Genomic DNA, 16476 nt, shown 5'->3' with positions numbered 1-16476 from the left:
CAATGCTGCAAGAAACGCCGCTGCGAAGCGTCGCCGCGGGCGTGCCTGGCGAGGGCAAACGCCCGCACGCCGCACGCCCGTTTTTGTTTCTCTCCGACATTCATTTGAGCGAGGCGATTCCGCGCACGGTCGCCGCGTTCGAACACTTCATTCGGGTCACAGCCGACCAGGCGGATTCCGTTTTCATTCTCGGCGATCTGTTCGAATACTGGATCGGCGACGACATGCTCGTCGAGCCGTTCGTCGCGCGCATGGCCGCTCTTTTGCACACGCTGACCGAGCGCGGTATTGCGCTTTACATCATGCATGGCAATCGCGATTTTCTGCTCGGCAAGCGCTTCATGAGAGCGGCTGGCGCAATCTGGCTACCCGATCCGTTCGTGATCACCGCATTCGGCACGCGCATCGCGCTCGCGCACGGCGATCGCCTGTGCACCGCCGATCGCGGTTATCAGATCTTCCGTGGCTTCGCGCGCAATCGTCTCGCGCAGATGCTGTTTCTCGCGTCGCCGTTTTCGTGGCGTCAGGCACTCGCGGAAAACATTCGCTCGAAAAGCGAGCATGGCCGCTCGCGGCCTGTCTCGCTGAAATACGACGTGACGCCGAAAGGCGTCGCGTCGTTATTCAAATGGTCGAAAGCGGCAACGATGATTCACGGGCATACGCACCGCCCTGCTCGTCATCGCGAGCCCGGCGGAATACGCTGGGTACTGCCGGACTGGGATCTGGATCATGGCGAACGGCGCGGCGGCTATCTGCGTATCGACGCCGAGGGAATTCGCGCGTTGCCGCTCGATTGAGCTCGATGCAAAGTAAGGCCGCCGCGCATTGCGCACAGCGGCGTCACTACTGATCCGTCACCGGTCGGATCAACGCCCCACCACTGCTCCATCCAGCTTGCCCGCAATGGCCGCGGACAGGCGCCGCAAATCCAGCAGTGCTGCGTCGGCGCCTTGCAGTCCTTCGAGACTGGTGCCGAGATGCTCGAGCGCCATGACGATTTCGTCGATGCGTTTCGCTTGCGTGGCCGCATGATCGATGAGCCCATGAATGGCAAGCGACACGGGATCGTCGGCATTCGGCGTGATCCCGTATGCGCAGAAGCCATTGCGCTCGACAGCGAGCTTGCCGCTCTCACGCGTTCTGTCATTCGCGGAAGCGGGTGCGTTCGTTGCAGGGTCGAGAGCCGCACTCGCGACGCCGTCGATAGGCGCATTCACAGCCACACTATCAACCCCGTTGCCCCCCGCACTGGCGGCCGCTTTTGCGACAACCGAAGCCGCTGCCGCCGCGGCAGCAGTTGAAGCCGCCGCCGGCACGATGACTCTCGCCGGATTGCCCACAGCGGTGCCGCCAGCCGGCACGGGCTTGGTCACCACTGCATTCGACCCGATCTTCGCGTCCGCGCCAATCGTAAAACCGCCGAGAACCTTCGCGCCCGCACCTACGATCACGCCGCGCTCAAGCGTGGGATGCCGTTTTGCGCCGCGCGTGAGCGATGTGCCGCCGAGCGTCACGCCTTGGTAGATCGTGCAATCGTCGCCGATCTGTGCGGTCTCGCCGATCACCACGCCCATGCCGTGATCGATGAACACACGACGCCCGACCGTCGCCCCCGGATGAATTTCGATGCCGGTCATGAAGCGCGCCATCTGCGAGACGAAACGCGCGAGCCAGCGGCGCCGCGCCTGCCAGCATGCGTGCGCAAGCCTGTGAAGCACCAGCGCGTGCAAGCCCGGATAACACGTGAGCACCTCCCAGGCACTGCGGGCAGCGGGATCGCGCTCGCGGATCGTGGCAATGTCTTCGCGAAGTCTCGTGAACATGGCAGGGACTGTGTTGTGTGGGATAGAGACCGCATGCGCTAACCGCATTGCGCGTGCAGGAGCGCCGCATAGCAGCGCGGCAGCTTTGCTTAGAACGTCTGGAGGATTGTAGGACGGTTCCCGAAAACCTGCCGGAAGTCCATGTAGCGCAAAAGGTCGTCGTGTTAGTCGAGCGCCGCCAACCTGCCGCTCGTACAGCTGGCGCGCCGCGCTACTGCGAGCCACCGTCCTTGTGGCCCGTCTTCAGGAGGATGTGTTTGGCGATGCCTCGCACGATATTGACTTCCTCCCGCTCAAGGCCCGAGCGCGCAAAGAGCCGCCGCAAGCGCGACATCAGCTTCTTCGGATTCGCGGGGTCGAGAAACTCGATTGCGACGAGCGCGCTTTCGAGGTGCGCAAACATGCTTTCAATTTCATTGCTCGCAGCACGCGCGCCTGCCGGCTCGGCAGATGCGGCCGACGTTTGCGGCGCACGCATGGCAGGCGCGGTTGTGTCGGCGCCGCTCGTCAGATAGATCATGCGCAACTCGTACGCCAACACCTGCACCGCTTGTGCGAGGTTGAGCGAACTGTAGGCGGGATTGGCGGGAATGTGGGCAAGCGCGCTGCATCGCTCGACGTCTTCATTCGATAAGCCAGTGCGCTCGTTGCCGAACACGAGCGCGATCTCGCCGTGCAACGCCTCGTCGCGCGCGAGACTTGCGGCTGCGCGGGGCGTCCATTGTGGAGGACCGTATTCGCGTTGCCGCGCGGTCAGCGCGATCGACCAATGCACCCCGGAGAGTGCATCGGCAAGCGTCGGCACGACATGGGCCGTGGCGAGCACGTCGTCGGCGCCGCTTGCCATTGCGATGGCTTCGGGATCGCTCTGCACATTCGGCACACGGGGCGAGACCAGGACGAGCCGCGAAAAACCCATGGTTTTGAGCGCCCGAGCGGCGGCGCCGACGTTGCCCGGATGGCTCGGCTCGACGAGCACGAAACGCGTGGAGGTGAAGCCGCCGCGCAAGTCGGCCACGGCGGGATCGGAGGAATGGTGGGTGTGGTCCACGGTGAAATTCTGCTAGCGAAAGAACGCGTATGGTAGCGCCAACGCAGGGATACACCGAAATACCTGCGATGTTGCACGCGATAGCACGTGATGGCACGCGCCGCGTTGCCCGTCATATGGCACGTCGCATCGCTTGTCACGTCCCACGCCGCTCGCCCATTGAAATGCGCACGACGGCCCTGCCCGCCTCGAACGCTGCCGCGACCTGCGGACTGAGGTAAAATATCGCGATTCGCGTCCGGCACAGTCAGTGCATGCAATGAGCAAAACCGGGCGCTTCGTTCTTATTCAATTCGTCTCCGTTGGCGGAATGCGTACCGGTCACGTGCCGGGCGAGCATTCCGTGCTGTTTCTGCGCCTCATCGAGGGCGCCAATTAGTGTGCGCGTAGCGCCATTCACCGGCAAGCAGCCGTGCTGCCCCGGCACAAGGATCAATCCATGCATCCCATGCTCAATATCGCTGTCAAGGCCGCGCGCCGCGCAGCTCAGATCATCAACCGCGCATCGCTCGACCTCGATCTGATTCAGGTCAGCAAGAAACAGCACAACGATTTCGTCACGGAGATCGACAAAGCGTCTGAAGCTGCAATCATCGACACGCTGAAGACCGCCTATCCCGATCACGCGATCCTCGCCGAAGAATCCGGCAAGTCGGACAACGAGTCCGAGTACCAGTGGATCATCGATCCGCTCGACGGCACCACCAACTTCATTCACGGCTTCCCGTACTACTGCGTGTCGATCGCGCTGGCTCACAAAGGCATCGTGACGCAGGCCGTGGTCTACGATCCGACCCGCAACGACCTCTTCACAGCTTCGCGTGGCCGCGGCGCGTTCCTGAACGACCGCCGCATTCGCGTCGCCAAGCGTGACCGGTTGGCCGACGGCCTGATCGGCACCGGCTTTCCGTTCCGCGAAACCGACGGCCTCGAAGCGTATGGCCGCCAGTTCGCGGAAATGACGCAAGCGTGCGCGGGCTTGCGCCGTCCGGGCGCGGCCGCGCTCGATCTCGCAAACGTCGCCGCGGGCCGCATGGACGGCTTCTTCGAGCAAGGCCTGAACCCGTGGGACGTCGCCGCGGGCAGCCTGCTGATTACGGAAGCCGGCGGCCTGGTGGGCAATTACACCGGCGACTCCGAGTTCCTGCACGTTGGCGAAATTGTCGCCGGCAATCCGAAGATCTACGCGCAGATGGTGCCAATCCTGTCGCGCTACAGCCGCACGCGCCAGCAAGCGGCTTAACAGCGCGTAGCGAGGCTCGGTCGTAGTCAGTTTCCCGACATACAGAGAACTGCAACCGGCTCGCCCGGTCCTTTCAATCTGCGTCAATGCAAGGAGAGAATCGAGCGAGTCAGGAATCGCAGCGAGCAGAATCACGACAAGCGGCTTCGGCCGCTTTTTCGTTGGCGCGCCTGCATCGTGCGAGCGTTCGTGCTACAAAGCGGGAAGCCGCGCCGGCGCACCTCTCTCGCCGGCTGCATTTCGCGTTCCACGCTGCGCCCGCATGCGCGCCTCGTTTGCGCCTTTCTCTGCGCCTAAGGCTAGCGCGCAGCTTCCCATCCGCTTCATGAAAAAAGGCTTCTACACAATTATCGCGGCGCAGTTCATTTCGTCGCTGGCGGACAATGCTCTGCTGATCGCCGCCATCGCATTGTTGTCGGTGATCCGGTCGGCCGCGTGGGTCACGCCGTTGCTGCAGATTTTTTTCACCGTCTCGTACGTGCTGCTCGCGCCCTTCGTCGGCGCGTTCGCGGACTCCATGCAAAAGCGCCACGTGATGTTCATCTCGAACGCGCTGAAGGCGAGCGGCTGTCTGATGATGATCGTGGGCGTGCATCCGATGATCGCCTATGGCGTGGTCGGCTTCGGCGCGGCCGCCTATTCGCCTGCGAAGTACGGCATTCTCACCGAGCTGCTGCCGGCCGAAAAACTCGTCAAGGCAAACGCATGGCTGGAATCGGCGACCGTGCTGTCGACGATCGTCGGTACGATGGTGGGTGGTGCGCTCATCAGCACATTTGCCGATAAATTCGTTGCACACGCTCATCTGCCGCTGATCCGCTCATCGGCCGATCTTGCGATGTTCGCCGTGATGCTCACCTACGCGATCGCCGCGGGCATCAACGTGTTCATTCCCGACACCGGCGCCCGTTATCCGAACCGCCTGTCAGAACCGACGAAGCTCGTCGGCGACTTCTATCATTGCTTCAACGTGCTGTGGGCCGACAAACTCGCACAGATCGCGTTATGGGTAACGACGCTCATGTGGGGCGGAGCCGTGACGCTGCAATTGCTCGTGCTGAAATGGGCCAATGTGAACCTCGGCTTGTCACTCTCGAAAGCGGCCGTCATGCAGGGCGTCACCGGTCTGGGCATTGCCGTCGGCGCGGCAGCGGCGGCCGCGCTGATTCCGCTGCGCCGTTCGCTCAAGGTGCTGCCGGTCGGCATCGTCACCGGCGCGGTGGCGATTGCAATGGCGTTCTACAACAAGAACCTGTTCCCCGCGGACGCCGGCGTCCACATCGGATCATATGTCGCACCGGCCTATATCCTGCTCGCCTATCCGCTGATGATCCTGCTCGGCGCGCTGTCCGGCTTTTTCATCGTGCCGATGAACGCGATCCTTCAGCATCGCGGCGCGACGCTGCTGTCTGCCGGCCATTCGATCGCGGTGCAGAACTTCAATCAGAACCTGGCCGTGCTGCTGATGCTCGGCGCGTACGCGCTGCTGCTCACCGCGAAGATGCCCGCGCAATGGATCATCGTCGTGTTCGGCGCGTTCATCACGTTCATGATGTGGCTCGCGAAACGGCGCAGCGCGGCGAACGAACGCACCGCCGATATGCGCGCGCTGCTCGAAGAGTGACGTCTGCACGAGCGGGAAGTTATCCGTGCACATCGCGGGACGTGTGCGCGAGTTTGCTGCGCCAGGGTGTGCTTGGGTGTGCCGGTGTGTGCCTAGTTGCCCGGAATATGCTTGCCTGTGCTCGCGGCCCGAGCAATCCGCTTGACAGCGTGGGTTGGCCATCCGGCCAGGGTCCGCTCGCCGCGTCGCCGGGTTAAACTCACGCCCTGAACAGCTAACGCAAAAAGATACCGAGGATGGGCACTCAAACCGCAGCGGCCAGCGACGTCGCACAACACACGCCAATGATGCAGCAGTATCTGCGCATCAAGGCGGAGCATCCGGGCACGCTGGTGTTCTACCGGATGGGCGACTTCTACGAACTCTTTTTCGAAGACGCGGAAAAAGCCGCACGTCTGCTCGATCTCACGCTCACGCAGCGCGGCGCGTCGGCAGGCAATCCGATCAAGATGGCGGGCGTGCCGCATCACGCGGTCGAACAGTATCTGGCGAAGCTGGTAAAGCTCGGCGAATCCGTCGCTATTTGTGAGCAGATCGGCGACCCGGCCACGTCTAAAGGTCCAGTCGAACGCAAGGTAGTGCGCGTCGTCACGCCGGGCACGCTAACGGACGCCGCGCTGCTGTCGGACAAAAGCGACGTCTTTCTGCTCGCCATGTGCGTCGCGCACAACCGTCGCGGCGTCGCGACGGGCGTCGGCCTCGCATGGCTGAATCTCGCGAGCGGCGCATTGCGGCTCGCGGAAGTCGCACCTGATCAGGTGGCAGCGGCGCTCGAACGGATCGGCCCTGCGGAAATTCTGGTTGCCGACACCGCTGCGGATTCCGCGAGCTGGACACCGCCCACCGGCGCGCGCGCACTGACTCGCGTGCCCGCATGGCATTTCGATGTCGCCTCAGGCACGCAACGTCTGTGCGATCAACTCGAAGTAGCGGGCCTCGACGGTTTTGGCGCGCATTCACTCACTTGCGCATGCGGCGCGGCCGGCGCGTTGCTGCTGTACGCGGCGGCCACGCAAGGTCAGCAACTGCGGCACGTGCGCAGCCTGAAGGTCGAATACGAGTCCGAATATATCGGCCTCGACCCCGCCACGCGGCGCAACCTGGAAATTACTCAGACGCTGCGCGGCACCGAGTCGCCCACGCTGTGCTCATTGCTCGACACGTGCTGCACGACCATGGGCAGCCGCTTGCTGCGGCACTGGCTGCATCATCCGCCGCGCGACCCGCTCGTCGCGCAGTCGCGTCAGCAGGCTATCGGCGCGTTGCTGGAGGCGCCCGCAGGTGCGGACGTCGACTCGCTGCGCAGCGCACTGCGACATATCTCGGACATCGAGCGAATCACCGGCCGTCTTGCGCTGTTTTGCGCGCGGCCCCGCGATCTGTCGAGCTTGCGCGATACCTTCGCCGCGCTGCCCGAGCTTCGCGCAAAGGTGGCGGCTGTTTCATCGAATGCGGATTCGCTCGCTCGCATCGACGCGTCGCTCGAACCGCCGCAAGCTTGCGTCGAGTTGCTCACGCGCGCTATCGCACCGGAGCCGGCCGCCATGGTGCGAGACGGCGGTGTCATCGCGCGCGGATACGATGCGGAGCTCGACGAGCTCAGGGATATTTCGGAGAACTGCGGGCAGTTCCTGATCGATCTCGAAACGCGTGAACGCGCGCGCACTGGCATCGGCAATCTGCGCGTCGAATACAACAAAGTGCACGGCTTCTATATCGAGGTCACGCGCGGCCAGACCGACAAGGTGCCGGACGACTATCGCCGCCGTCAGACGCTAAAGAACGCCGAGCGCTACATCACGCCGGAACTGAAAACGTTCGAAGACAAGGCGCTCTCCGCGCAGGAACGGGCACTCGCCCGCGAGCGTTCGCTTTACGACGCGCTGTTGCAGACGCTGCTGCCGTTCATTCCGGATTGCCAGCGCGTCGCCTCTGCACTCGCGGAACTCGATTTGCTGACCGCGTTTGCCGAACGTGCCCGCGCACTCGACTGGGTTGCGCCGAGCTTCTCGCCGAACGCAGGCATCGAAATCGAACAGGGGCGTCATCCGGTTGTCGAAGCGCAGGTCGAGCAATTCATCGCGAACGACTGCACGCTTACGCCCGAGCGCAAGCTGCTGCTGATCACCGGCCCCAACATGGGCGGTAAATCGACCTTCATGCGTCAGACGGCGCTGATCGCGTTGCTCGCGTATGTGGGCAGCTACGTGCCCGCGCGGCGCGCGGCGTTCGGCCCAATCGATCGCATTTTCACGCGCATCGGCGCAGCGGACGATCTCGCCGGCGGACGTTCGACGTTCATGGTGGAAATGACCGAAGCCGCCGCGATCCTGAACGACGCGACGCCGCAAAGCCTCGTGTTGATGGATGAGATCGGCCGCGGCACGTCTACCTTCGACGGTCTCGCGCTCGCATGGGCCATCGCACGGCATCTGCTTTCGCACAACGGCTGCCATACGCTTTTCGCGACACATTATTTCGAGCTGACGCAGCTGCCCGCCGAATTTCCGCAAGCGGCCAACGTGCACCTGTCGGCGGTCGAGCACGGACACGGCATCGTGTTCCTGCACGCCGTCAACGAAGGTCCGGCGAACCAGAGCTACGGCTTGCAGGTCGCGCAGCTCGCCGGCGTGCCGAACGCGGTGATTCGCGCGGCGCGCAAACATCTCGCGCACCTGGAACAGCAGTCGGCGGCGCAGCCCACTCCGCAACTCGATCTGTTCGCCGCGCCGTTGCCAATGTTGCTCGAAGATGCGGACGACGAACGTGCTGGCAGCGAAGCGCCTTCGCAATCGCCTGCAATGACAGCGCTCGTCGAGCGTCTGCGCGGCATCGACCCGAACGATCTGCGGCCACGAGAAGCGCTCGATCTGCTGTATGAACTGCACGAGCTGGCCGCAGCGCCGGATGCCGATCACTGACGCACGCGGCTGTCTTGCGCAACGTCCGCGCCGACCCGGCGCGGAATTGGCCACGGCCTTCACGCGAGCGTGCGGCCGGCGGTTCGCCGCCGTTTGGGCGTCTGTCCTTGGTTTATTGTTGCCCGCATCGGCGGCCTATGCGGCAGCGCCCAGCTACAGTTTCGCGGTCATCGCGAACACCATGCAGAGTCCCGCCGACGAAGCGCCGACCCAGCGGCTAATCGATGCAATCGGTCGGGAGCGCGGCCTGTCGTTCATCGTGTACGACGGCAATCTGAAGGGTCCGAAAGAAGCCTGCCGCGATGCGCTGTATGAACGCCGGCATGCAGTGCTGGAAACATCGCGGCCCGCGCTATTTTTCATTCCGGGTCAGCATGACTGGATCGATTGCGCGAGCGCGCAGGCAGGCGGTTTCGATCCGGTCGAACGGCTCGACCAGCTTCGCCAGACGCTCTTTAGCGACGCGAATTCGATGGGTCAGAACCCGATTGCATTGACGCGAGAGAGCGAGGTATCGCGCTTTCGTCCGTATCGGGAAAACGTGCGCTGGCAAGCAGGAGACACCGTGTTCGTCGGGCTCAATGCGCCGAGTCCGAACAATCATTATCTGACCGCCGGCGGTCGCAACGGCGAGTTCGAGGACCGGGTAATCGCCAATGCGTTCTGGCTCGAACATGCCGGCGAATTTGCGAAGCGACGCGACGCGCGCGCGATAGTCGTGTTCATTCAGGGCGATCCCGATCCCGAGCGCTATGAACGGCCCGAGCGTTTCGCCTGGCTGCGCTTCGGGCACAATCCGCGCCGCGACGGATTTCTGGAGTTCAAGCGCAGCCTCGTGAAGCTCGCGCAGATCTATCCCGGCCCGGTGCTCGTCATCCACACCGACGACGAACGCGCAAGCGCGGGCTTCGTGATCGATCAGCCGCTACGCAACGACAAGGGGAACCTGGTGACGAACCTCACGCGTGTCGCGCTTGCGCCGCATGATCGCCTCAACCAGTGGATTCAGATAGAAGCGGACTTGGGAAGAAAGCCGCCGTTTCGCGTGACTGTGCGCGACGTACCGCGGCAAATGCCGATGCCCACGGCGCAGCCTCCGTTGCTGCGGGACGAGCCCGCCGCCTCGATGCCGGCCGTGCCGTCGCTTGGACCGGCCTCGGACTTGCCGCCGCTGATTCAAACGCCCGGCCAGCCGCAACCGGACTTTCAGCAACTCGACCAGTTGCCGCGCATTCCAGCCGACCAAGGCAGCGGCGGATATGGACCCGCTACGTCGGTTCCGCCTGCGCAAACGGTGCCGTCCGCGCAGCCACGCATGCCGGGGGCTATGGGGGCGCCGGGTGCTTCAGGCACCCCCGGCACTCCCGGTGCGCCCGCAAGCTCAGTGCAGCGTGGGCCCTGACTTGCCGCCTTCGTCGTCTGCCTCGTCGTCTTCGTCGAGAACTTCGAGGCCGTCGGCGCCATGCGCGTGTTCATGCTGGATTTCATCTTCGGTCGCCGGACGCACGTCTTTGACCGTCAACGCAAAACGCAGCGCCATGCCGGCTAGCGGATGGTTGCCGTCGAGCACGACTTTGTCTTCCGCGACGTCGGTCACGACGTAGACAAGCGAGTCGAGGTCTTCGTCGCCCTCTTCCGGCGTGCCTTCGAACTGCATGCCGACCTCGAGCGGTTCCGGAAAGCGATTACGCGGCTCGATCTTCACGAGGTCCGGATCGTACTCACCGAATGCATCTTGCGGCTCGAGCTGGATCTGGGTCTCGAAGCCGGCCTCGTGGCCGTCGAGCTCTTCCTCGATCTTGGGGAACGTGCCATCATAGCCGCCGTGCAGATAGACCATCGGCTCGTCGCTCTCTTCAATCAGATTGCCCTGCGCATCCGACAGCTTGTAGGCGACCGACACGACGGTGTTCTTTGCGATTTTCATTCGATTCTCCAGAATACAACTCACATTATACGATGCCCAAGCGGCCCACTGACCACCCGGCCGAAGCAGCTTCGGCACGCAATTCGTCATCGGCTAAAAAGCCGGCTACCGCGATTCTTCCGCCTTCGCCCGACACACCCACGCCATTGCTCGGCAACCTTTCGCCGTCGCAATTCATGCGCCGGTACTGGCAGAAAAAGCCTCTATTGATCCGCCAGGCGATCCCCGATGTCGAGTCGCCGCTCTCGCGCGACGAATTCTTCGAACTGGCGGACCAGGATGAAGTCGAAGCGCGCCTCATCACGCACTTTCGCAATAAGTGGCAGCTTGAACATGGACCCTTCGCGCCGGACGAACTGCCGTCGCTGAAGCAGCGCGCGTGGACTCTGCTCGTGCAGGGCGTCGATCTCTACGACGATCGCGCGCGAGCCCTGCTGGACCGCTTCCGCTTCGTCCCCGATGCCCGTCTGGACGATCTCATGATTTCTTATGCGACAGACGGCGGCGGCGTAGGCCCGCACTTCGATTCCTACGATGTGTTTCTTTTGCAAGTAAAAGGCAAGCGGCGCTGGCGCATCAGTTCGCAGAAAGATCTGACGCTGCAGGCAGGACTGCCGTTGAAAGTTTTACAGAACTTCGAAGCGGAACAGGAGTGGGTGCTCGAGCCGGGCGACATGCTGTATTTGCCGCCTCACATTGCGCACGACGGCGTCGCCGAGGGCGAGTGCATGACGTGCTCGATCGGCTTTCGCGCGCCGTCAGCCGGTGAGCTGACGGCCCAGTTTCTCTACCATCTGGCCGAGCGCGGCGAAGAAAACGGTCAGGCGGGAGCGCTTTACCGCGACCCACAGCAACCTGCTGTGGACCGGCCGGCGGAACTGCCTGCCGCGCTGGTGGAACGCGTTGGCGCAATCCTTGCTGGCATCAAATGGAATGAGCAGGACATTGCGTCGTTCCTTGGTACGTACCTCAGCGAACCCAAGCCGAGTGTCGTCTTCGATCCGCCGCAAAGGCCGCTCAACGAAGCACGTTTCATTAGCCAGGCGTCGCGCTCAGGTGTGCGACTCGACCGCAAGACGAATATGTTGTACAACCGCCGTTTTTTCTTCGTAAATGGAGAGAAAATGTCGATCGACGGCGCGAAAAAATGGTTATTTGATCTCGCCGATCACCGGTGTATGAGTGCGAAACGCTTTGTAACACTCTCACACGATTCGTCGGTGACAGCACGGCTACACGAGTGGTATTGTGCGGGCTGGATACGGATGGGCGAGCTTGCCTAGCCTCGCGTGTCTGTTATACACAGTACATTGAAATTTTGTATGAGAAAGACAACGTATTGACCCCGGATTTATGGATTGTCAGTACGAAAGTGCATATAATTTCCGCCCAAGCCGTAGGGAAGATTCCTGCTCGTCAAAAGAGCGTCTCCACCAGCGGCCCAGGTCGGTGTTGGAGCACATTACCGGTATTATTTTGCGCTGTTGCTTACCTTTAACCATAAAAGGACGTGATCATGAAGAAATCCCTCCTCGTAGCATCCCTGTTGGCAGCTGTGGCACTGGCTGCATGCAACAAGAGCAACGACCAAGCCGCTGCCCCGGCTAGCGACGCAGCTGCCGCTTCGGCACCGGCTGCTGCTGCAGCTTCGGATTCGGCTGCTGCTGCTTCGGGTGCGGCTGCTGCTGCGAGCGACGCTGCTGCTTCGGCTACGACCGCTGCTTCGGACGCAGGCGCTGCTGCTTCGGCTGCTGCTCCGGCTTCGGGCGCAAGCCAGTAAGCTGTCGCGTAGGGTTCGCCTTAGGGCGAAAACTGCATCGGGAAATCGTCTCGGTTTCCCGAGCAGTAAAACAAAACGCCACGGGCTCACGTCCGTGGCGTTTTGTCATTCAGGCGCCGATTTCGTTAAAGCATTAGCGCAATCGAAGCCGGTTATCGCAACGACATTCGGCTTTGAAGCGCGGCTATTGAAGCGCGGCTATTGAGCAGCCTGGCCGCTCCCCTCGAAAAACTCACGCACCACCTCGATTTCACGTGTGCGCTTGAACGGCGGCAAGCTCTGCCAGATTCGGCGTCCATAAGGTTTATCAACAAGACGCGTGTCGCAGATCATCAAGACGCCACGGTCGGTTTCCGCGCGGATCAGTCGGCCGGCACCCTGCTTCAGCGTAATAACAGCCTGCGGCAGCTGATGAACCGCAAACGGGCTCAGACCTTTCTTCGTCAGCGCGTCGAGACGCGCCGACAGAACCGGATCGTCAGGCGGCGCAAACGGCAGCTTGTCGATGACGACGAGCGACAGCGCGTCGCCACGCACGTCGACACCCTCCCAGAAGCTCTGACTACCCACCAGAATCGCGTTGCCATAAGCACGGAAGCGGTCGAGCAATTCCGTGCGGCTTGCGTCGCCCTGCACGAGCAGCGGATAGTTCCAGCCGCGCGCTTCGATCACATCTCGCAGCTTGGCCGAGATTCGGTCCACGGCGCGCAGCGTCGTACACAACATGAACACGCCTCCACCCGACGCTTCGATCGCCGGCAAGGCTGCGTCGAACACAGCGTCGGTGAATGTCGGTGACGACGGTTGCGGCAAATTGCGCGGCACATACAGAAGCCCTTGCGACGGGTAGTCGAACGGGCTCGGCAGCGTCATAGAACGTTTGGCGTTGAGTCCCATTTGCGCGGCGTAGTGCGTGAAGTCGCCGCGCACCGACAACGTGGCCGACGTGAAGATCCACGCACGCGGCACACCTGCGCGCTGCTTGGCGAAGATCGGCGCGACCGAGAGCGGCGTTTCGTGCAACTGCACGGTATGCGCGAACACTTCGATCCAACGCACCTTCTCGTTGGGATCGGCACGCTCGCCCTTGCCTTCCGCGGAGCCGTTCTGAGCCGCATCGACCGTCTGACGTTCCAGCTCGGTAGGCGGCGTCGTCCAGCCGGCGAGCACGCCCTGCAGCTCGCGAGCGCGGCGCAGACACGCGCCGATCGACTCGGCGCGTTCGGCTTGCGTTGCGAGCGCGGAAGTCAGCGCGTCAAGTTCGGTTTCGAGCGCTACGAGCGCATCAAACAACGGATGATCGTCCGGCAACTGACCGATCGACAAACGCACCGAGTCTTCCTTGAACGCGAGCCGCACGTCACGCGCGGCGCGTTCCACCGTGGAGCCCAGTTTGACCCAGTCGACTGCGTCACGTGCATGACCCAAGCCCTCGGCGACGCAATCGCGTGCAAGTTCGAGAAACTGCGCGGTGGAAAGCGTCTCGCCGAAAAACAGCGTGGCGGTTTCGGGAAGCTGGTGCGCTTCGTCGAAGATGACCGTGTTGGCCGTGGGCAGCAATTCCGCCATGCCGGTATCGCGCAACATGATGTCGGCGAAAAAGAGGTGGTGATTGACCACCACGATGTCGGCCTGCTGCGCTTCGCGGCGCGCCTGCATTACGAAGCAGTCCTTGTAATGCGGACACTCCTGGCCGAGACAGTTATCTCGCGTGGACGTGACCATCGACCACACCGCCGCGGTTTCCGGCACGCTCGCGAGTTCAGCCTTATCGCCCGTGCGCGTGATCTTTGCAAACCGGACGATGTCCTGCAGATACGACGTTTCCTGTCGCGACGGCAAACGGCCGTTATCCGCCGTGCGCTGCAGATAGTAATGACACAGATAGTTCGCGCGGCCTTTGAGCATGGCGAGCGACACCGGCACCGCAAGCGCGTCGCGCACGGTCGGAATATCGCGCTGAAAGAGCTGGTCCTGCAGGTGCTTGGTGCCCGTCGAAACGATCACCTTGCCGCCCCACAACATGGCCGGCACAAGATACGCATAGGTTTTGCCGGTACCCGTGCCTGCCTCGACGATCAGCGTGTTCTCGCCGCCGTCCACGGCCTGCGCTTCGTCGGCTTCTACCGTTTCGGCTGCGGTCTCGGCGGCGCCCGTTTGCAGGCGCCGCGCCGGACGCTTTTGCGCCTCGAACATCGCGGGCTCGGGCATGGCGCGGCCCGATGCTTCCATCGCGGCCGCGACGGCGCGCGACATTTCGATCTGCGACGCGCGCGAGCGATAGCCGTCGATCTGCCTGGCCAATAAACCGTTATCGGCGAAGATCTCGTTGAGCTCTGCGGCGCGGCGTGGATTGAGCGACGCGCTCAGCGCGGACGCAGCGGGACGCGGCGCGGGTGTGCCGGTTTGTGATGCCTCGTCGGCGGCCGACGCGCGGCGGGAAGTTTCAAGCGGTGAATTCAAGGCAAGCGTTTCCTGCAAAATCCGGCTCGCGCGGCGCGCGCCCGGCGCCTGCCAGGCCGCGAACTCAGGCGCGTACGTCCGGTTCGAGCTGCAATTGCAGCAAGATGATGGTGTCCTTGACCTTGAGTTTGCGCTTTTTCAGGCGCTGCAACTCGAAGTCGTCGATGCCGGGCTCATCCGACATTCGGCCGATCAAACGGTCGAGCCCACTGTGCTCCGATTCCAGTTGCAGAATCCGGTCGCGAAGTGTGTCCGCGTTGATGACGTGATGTTGATCGCGCATGCTCGCCTCCGCTCGACTATTGCGTGGGCTGCATGTTCGCCATGTTCAGCCCGTTGCCTGAGGTTGCTGTCCGGCTTAAAACGCGCTACGACTACCTGCACCGATGCGTGCACTACTGCGATACTACAACCGCGCAGGCGCCCGCCACACGAGCGCTACGTCGCGCGCGGCTTACTGTTGCTGCTTCTGCTGCTCTTCGAGTTGCTTCTGCTGCTTCAACTGGTCCTGACGTTTCTGCTCCGCTTTTTCGGCTGCCTGCTTCTGGCGCGCCTCGACGTCGGCTTTGTGCTGAGCCGCTTCGGCCTGCTTTTTCTCGAAGCTCTGCTGCTTCTCTACGCGTTCCTGAGCCTTCTGCGCGCCCTGCTGACGAGCTTCGTCGAGCTTGCGTTGGAAGTCGGCCTGCTTCTGATCGTAAGCCTGCTGATTGGCCGCGGCCTTCGACGGGCTGATGCCGCGCTTCGCCTGGTCGATCGCGTGCTGGCGTTGCTTTTCCTCGTAGGCCTGCGCGTTGGCGGCGCGCTGCGGCGCCTCCGCATTGCGCTGTGCCTCGTTCAACTGATGTTGACGTTGCTTCTCTTCATAAGCCTGGGCGTTGCGCGCGTCTTCGGCGGCGCGCTGCGGCGCGCCAGCTTCCTCCTGCGCGCGCTTGAGCTCCGCCTGCTCGTCACGTTTGCGGGCGCGTTGCGCGCGCTCTTCGCCGTCCAACGCGAGCTGTTCCTTGCGGATCTGCGCCTGTACCGTGCGCATCTGATCGCGTGCCTCGTTCAAGCAGTGATTGACGAAGAACGTGCTGTAGCAATCATGCTCGGCGACGCCATAGCGGTAGTTGTTTTCGTCGCTGCGCTGGTTAAGCACCTTCTGTCGCGCGTCGAACTCGCTCTCTACAGATGTGGCGCTGTCGCCGCTCGCTGCGCTATCAGCTCCGGCATTCACTGAGCCATCCGCTTCGCCACTGACGCCATTGCCTTGATCCGCCGACGCTGCGCCTCGGGTTACCGAGCCCGCGGGCTTTCCGGCAGGCGCACTAGCGCCGCTTTCAGGCGCCACCGATTGCGCCGAAGCAGGCGCCGATAACGCGAGCGCGGCAGCCATCACACACGCCGCACACGACACCGCGAACGCTCTGCCCGAAACCAGCGCGCTCGCTTCGACGCCGCGCGTCACCCGTCCACGCAACGTGAACGGCCAGCGCACTGCGGACAGCGGCAAATGTGGCGTACGGGAGACCGGGTTCGAGCCCAGGCGGTTGAAAGAAAAGGAGATTGGCAACGTCGTAGAGGGGCAACGGAACATGCCCGAAATTCTATCACCCCCGGCGGTTGAGCCCTTTGGCATTTGTGGCAAAATGCCCCGCTCTA

At 62.8% G+C, this 16476-nt stretch carries 13 protein-coding genes; 7 read left to right on the top strand and 6 right to left on the bottom strand.

Features of this window, described 5'->3' with window-relative positions:
* Window positions 1–2 precede the first annotated feature (2 nt).
* Complete coding sequence (locus H281_RS0102790; RefSeq protein ID WP_020065567.1) at window positions 3–800, top strand: UDP-2,3-diacylglucosamine diphosphatase; 798 nt, start codon at window positions 3–5, stop codon at window positions 798–800.
* Between the two features lie 69 nt (window positions 801–869).
* Here H281_RS0102790 and cysE read toward each other — a convergent pair whose 3' ends face one another.
* Together cysE and H281_RS0102780 are read right to left on the bottom strand one after the other, a co-directional pair.
* On the bottom strand, window positions 870–1826 hold the full coding sequence (gene cysE, locus H281_RS0102785; protein ID WP_020065566.1) for a serine O-acetyltransferase: 957 nt from the start codon (window positions 1824–1826) through the stop codon (window positions 870–872).
* Between the two features lie 211 nt (window positions 1827–2037).
* Window positions 2038–2877 (bottom strand): RNA methyltransferase, encoded by an 840-nt coding sequence (locus tag H281_RS0102780; protein WP_027804240.1) that lies wholly within the window; start codon window positions 2875–2877, stop codon window positions 2038–2040.
* A gap of 439 nt (window positions 2878–3316) precedes the next feature.
* On the opposite strand from H281_RS0102780, the gene H281_RS0102770 reads away from it, so the two are divergent.
* The 4 genes from H281_RS0102770 to H281_RS0102755 all read left to right on the top strand — a co-directional run bounded on the left by H281_RS0102770 (window position 3317) and on the right by H281_RS0102755 (window position 10067).
* A complete protein-coding gene (locus H281_RS0102770; protein ID WP_020065563.1) occupies window positions 3317–4120 on the top strand; it encodes an inositol monophosphatase family protein in 804 nt (267 codons plus the stop codon).
* A 325-nt stretch (window positions 4121–4445) separates the two neighbouring features.
* Window positions 4446–5744, top strand: a complete 1299-nt coding sequence (gene lplT, locus H281_RS0102765) for a lysophospholipid transporter LplT (RefSeq protein WP_027804239.1) — start codon at window positions 4446–4448, stop codon at window positions 5742–5744.
* A 236-nt stretch (window positions 5745–5980) separates the two neighbouring features.
* Window positions 5981–8665, top strand: coding sequence for a DNA mismatch repair protein MutS (gene mutS / locus H281_RS0102760; protein ID WP_020065561.1), 2685 nt, complete (start codon window positions 5981–5983; stop codon window positions 8663–8665).
* Entirely contained in the window at window positions 8652–10067 is a 1416-nt protein-coding gene (locus H281_RS0102755) for a hypothetical protein (protein ID WP_027804238.1), read from the top strand. Before mutS ends, H281_RS0102755 begins: the two co-directional genes overlap by 14 nt.
* On the opposite strand, the gene H281_RS0102750 is transcribed toward H281_RS0102755, so the two are convergent.
* A complete protein-coding gene (locus H281_RS0102750) occupies window positions 10047–10592 on the bottom strand; it encodes an FKBP-type peptidyl-prolyl cis-trans isomerase (protein WP_020065559.1) in 546 nt (181 codons plus the stop codon). The genes H281_RS0102755 and H281_RS0102750 overlap by 21 nt on opposite strands.
* Window positions 10593–10624: 32 nt before the next feature.
* Here H281_RS0102750 and H281_RS0102745 point away from each other — a divergent pair, with 32 nt between their 5' ends.
* Together H281_RS0102745 and H281_RS37185 are read left to right on the top strand one after the other, a co-directional pair.
* A complete protein-coding gene (locus tag H281_RS0102745; RefSeq protein WP_020065558.1) occupies window positions 10625–11875 on the top strand; it encodes a cupin domain-containing protein in 1251 nt (416 codons plus the stop codon).
* Between the two features lie 233 nt (window positions 11876–12108).
* Window positions 12109–12372 carry a hypothetical protein gene (locus tag H281_RS37185; protein ID WP_084166713.1) on the top strand — a complete coding sequence of 88 codons (264 nt, stop codon included), beginning with the start codon at window positions 12109–12111 and terminating at the stop codon, window positions 12370–12372.
* A 198-nt stretch (window positions 12373–12570) separates the two neighbouring features.
* Here the strand turns inward: H281_RS37185 and H281_RS0102740 are convergent, their stop codons facing one another.
* The 3 genes from H281_RS0102740 to H281_RS0102730 all read right to left on the bottom strand — a co-directional run bounded on the left by H281_RS0102740 (window position 12571) and on the right by H281_RS0102730 (window position 16327).
* Window positions 12571–14835 carry an ATP-dependent DNA helicase gene (locus H281_RS0102740; protein WP_020065557.1) on the bottom strand — a complete coding sequence of 755 codons (2265 nt, stop codon included), beginning with the start codon at window positions 14833–14835 and terminating at the stop codon, window positions 12571–12573.
* 64 nt (window positions 14836–14899) lie between these two features.
* Window positions 14900–15118 (bottom strand): DUF465 domain-containing protein, encoded by a 219-nt coding sequence (locus H281_RS0102735; RefSeq protein WP_020065556.1) that lies wholly within the window; start codon window positions 15116–15118, stop codon window positions 14900–14902.
* 171 nt (window positions 15119–15289) lie between these two features.
* Entirely contained in the window at window positions 15290–16327 is a 1038-nt protein-coding gene (locus tag H281_RS0102730; RefSeq protein WP_020065555.1) for a hypothetical protein, read from the bottom strand.
* Between the last annotated feature and the right edge of the window lie 149 nt (window positions 16328–16476).

Origin of the sequence: Paraburkholderia caledonica, from assembly GCF_000383275.1 — a bacterium.
In the GTDB taxonomy this organism is placed as follows: Bacteria; Pseudomonadota; Gammaproteobacteria; order Burkholderiales; family Burkholderiaceae; genus Paraburkholderia; species Paraburkholderia caledonica.
Note: the sequence above shows the minus strand (reverse complement) of the source record. Positions and strands in the feature narration are given on the sequence as shown.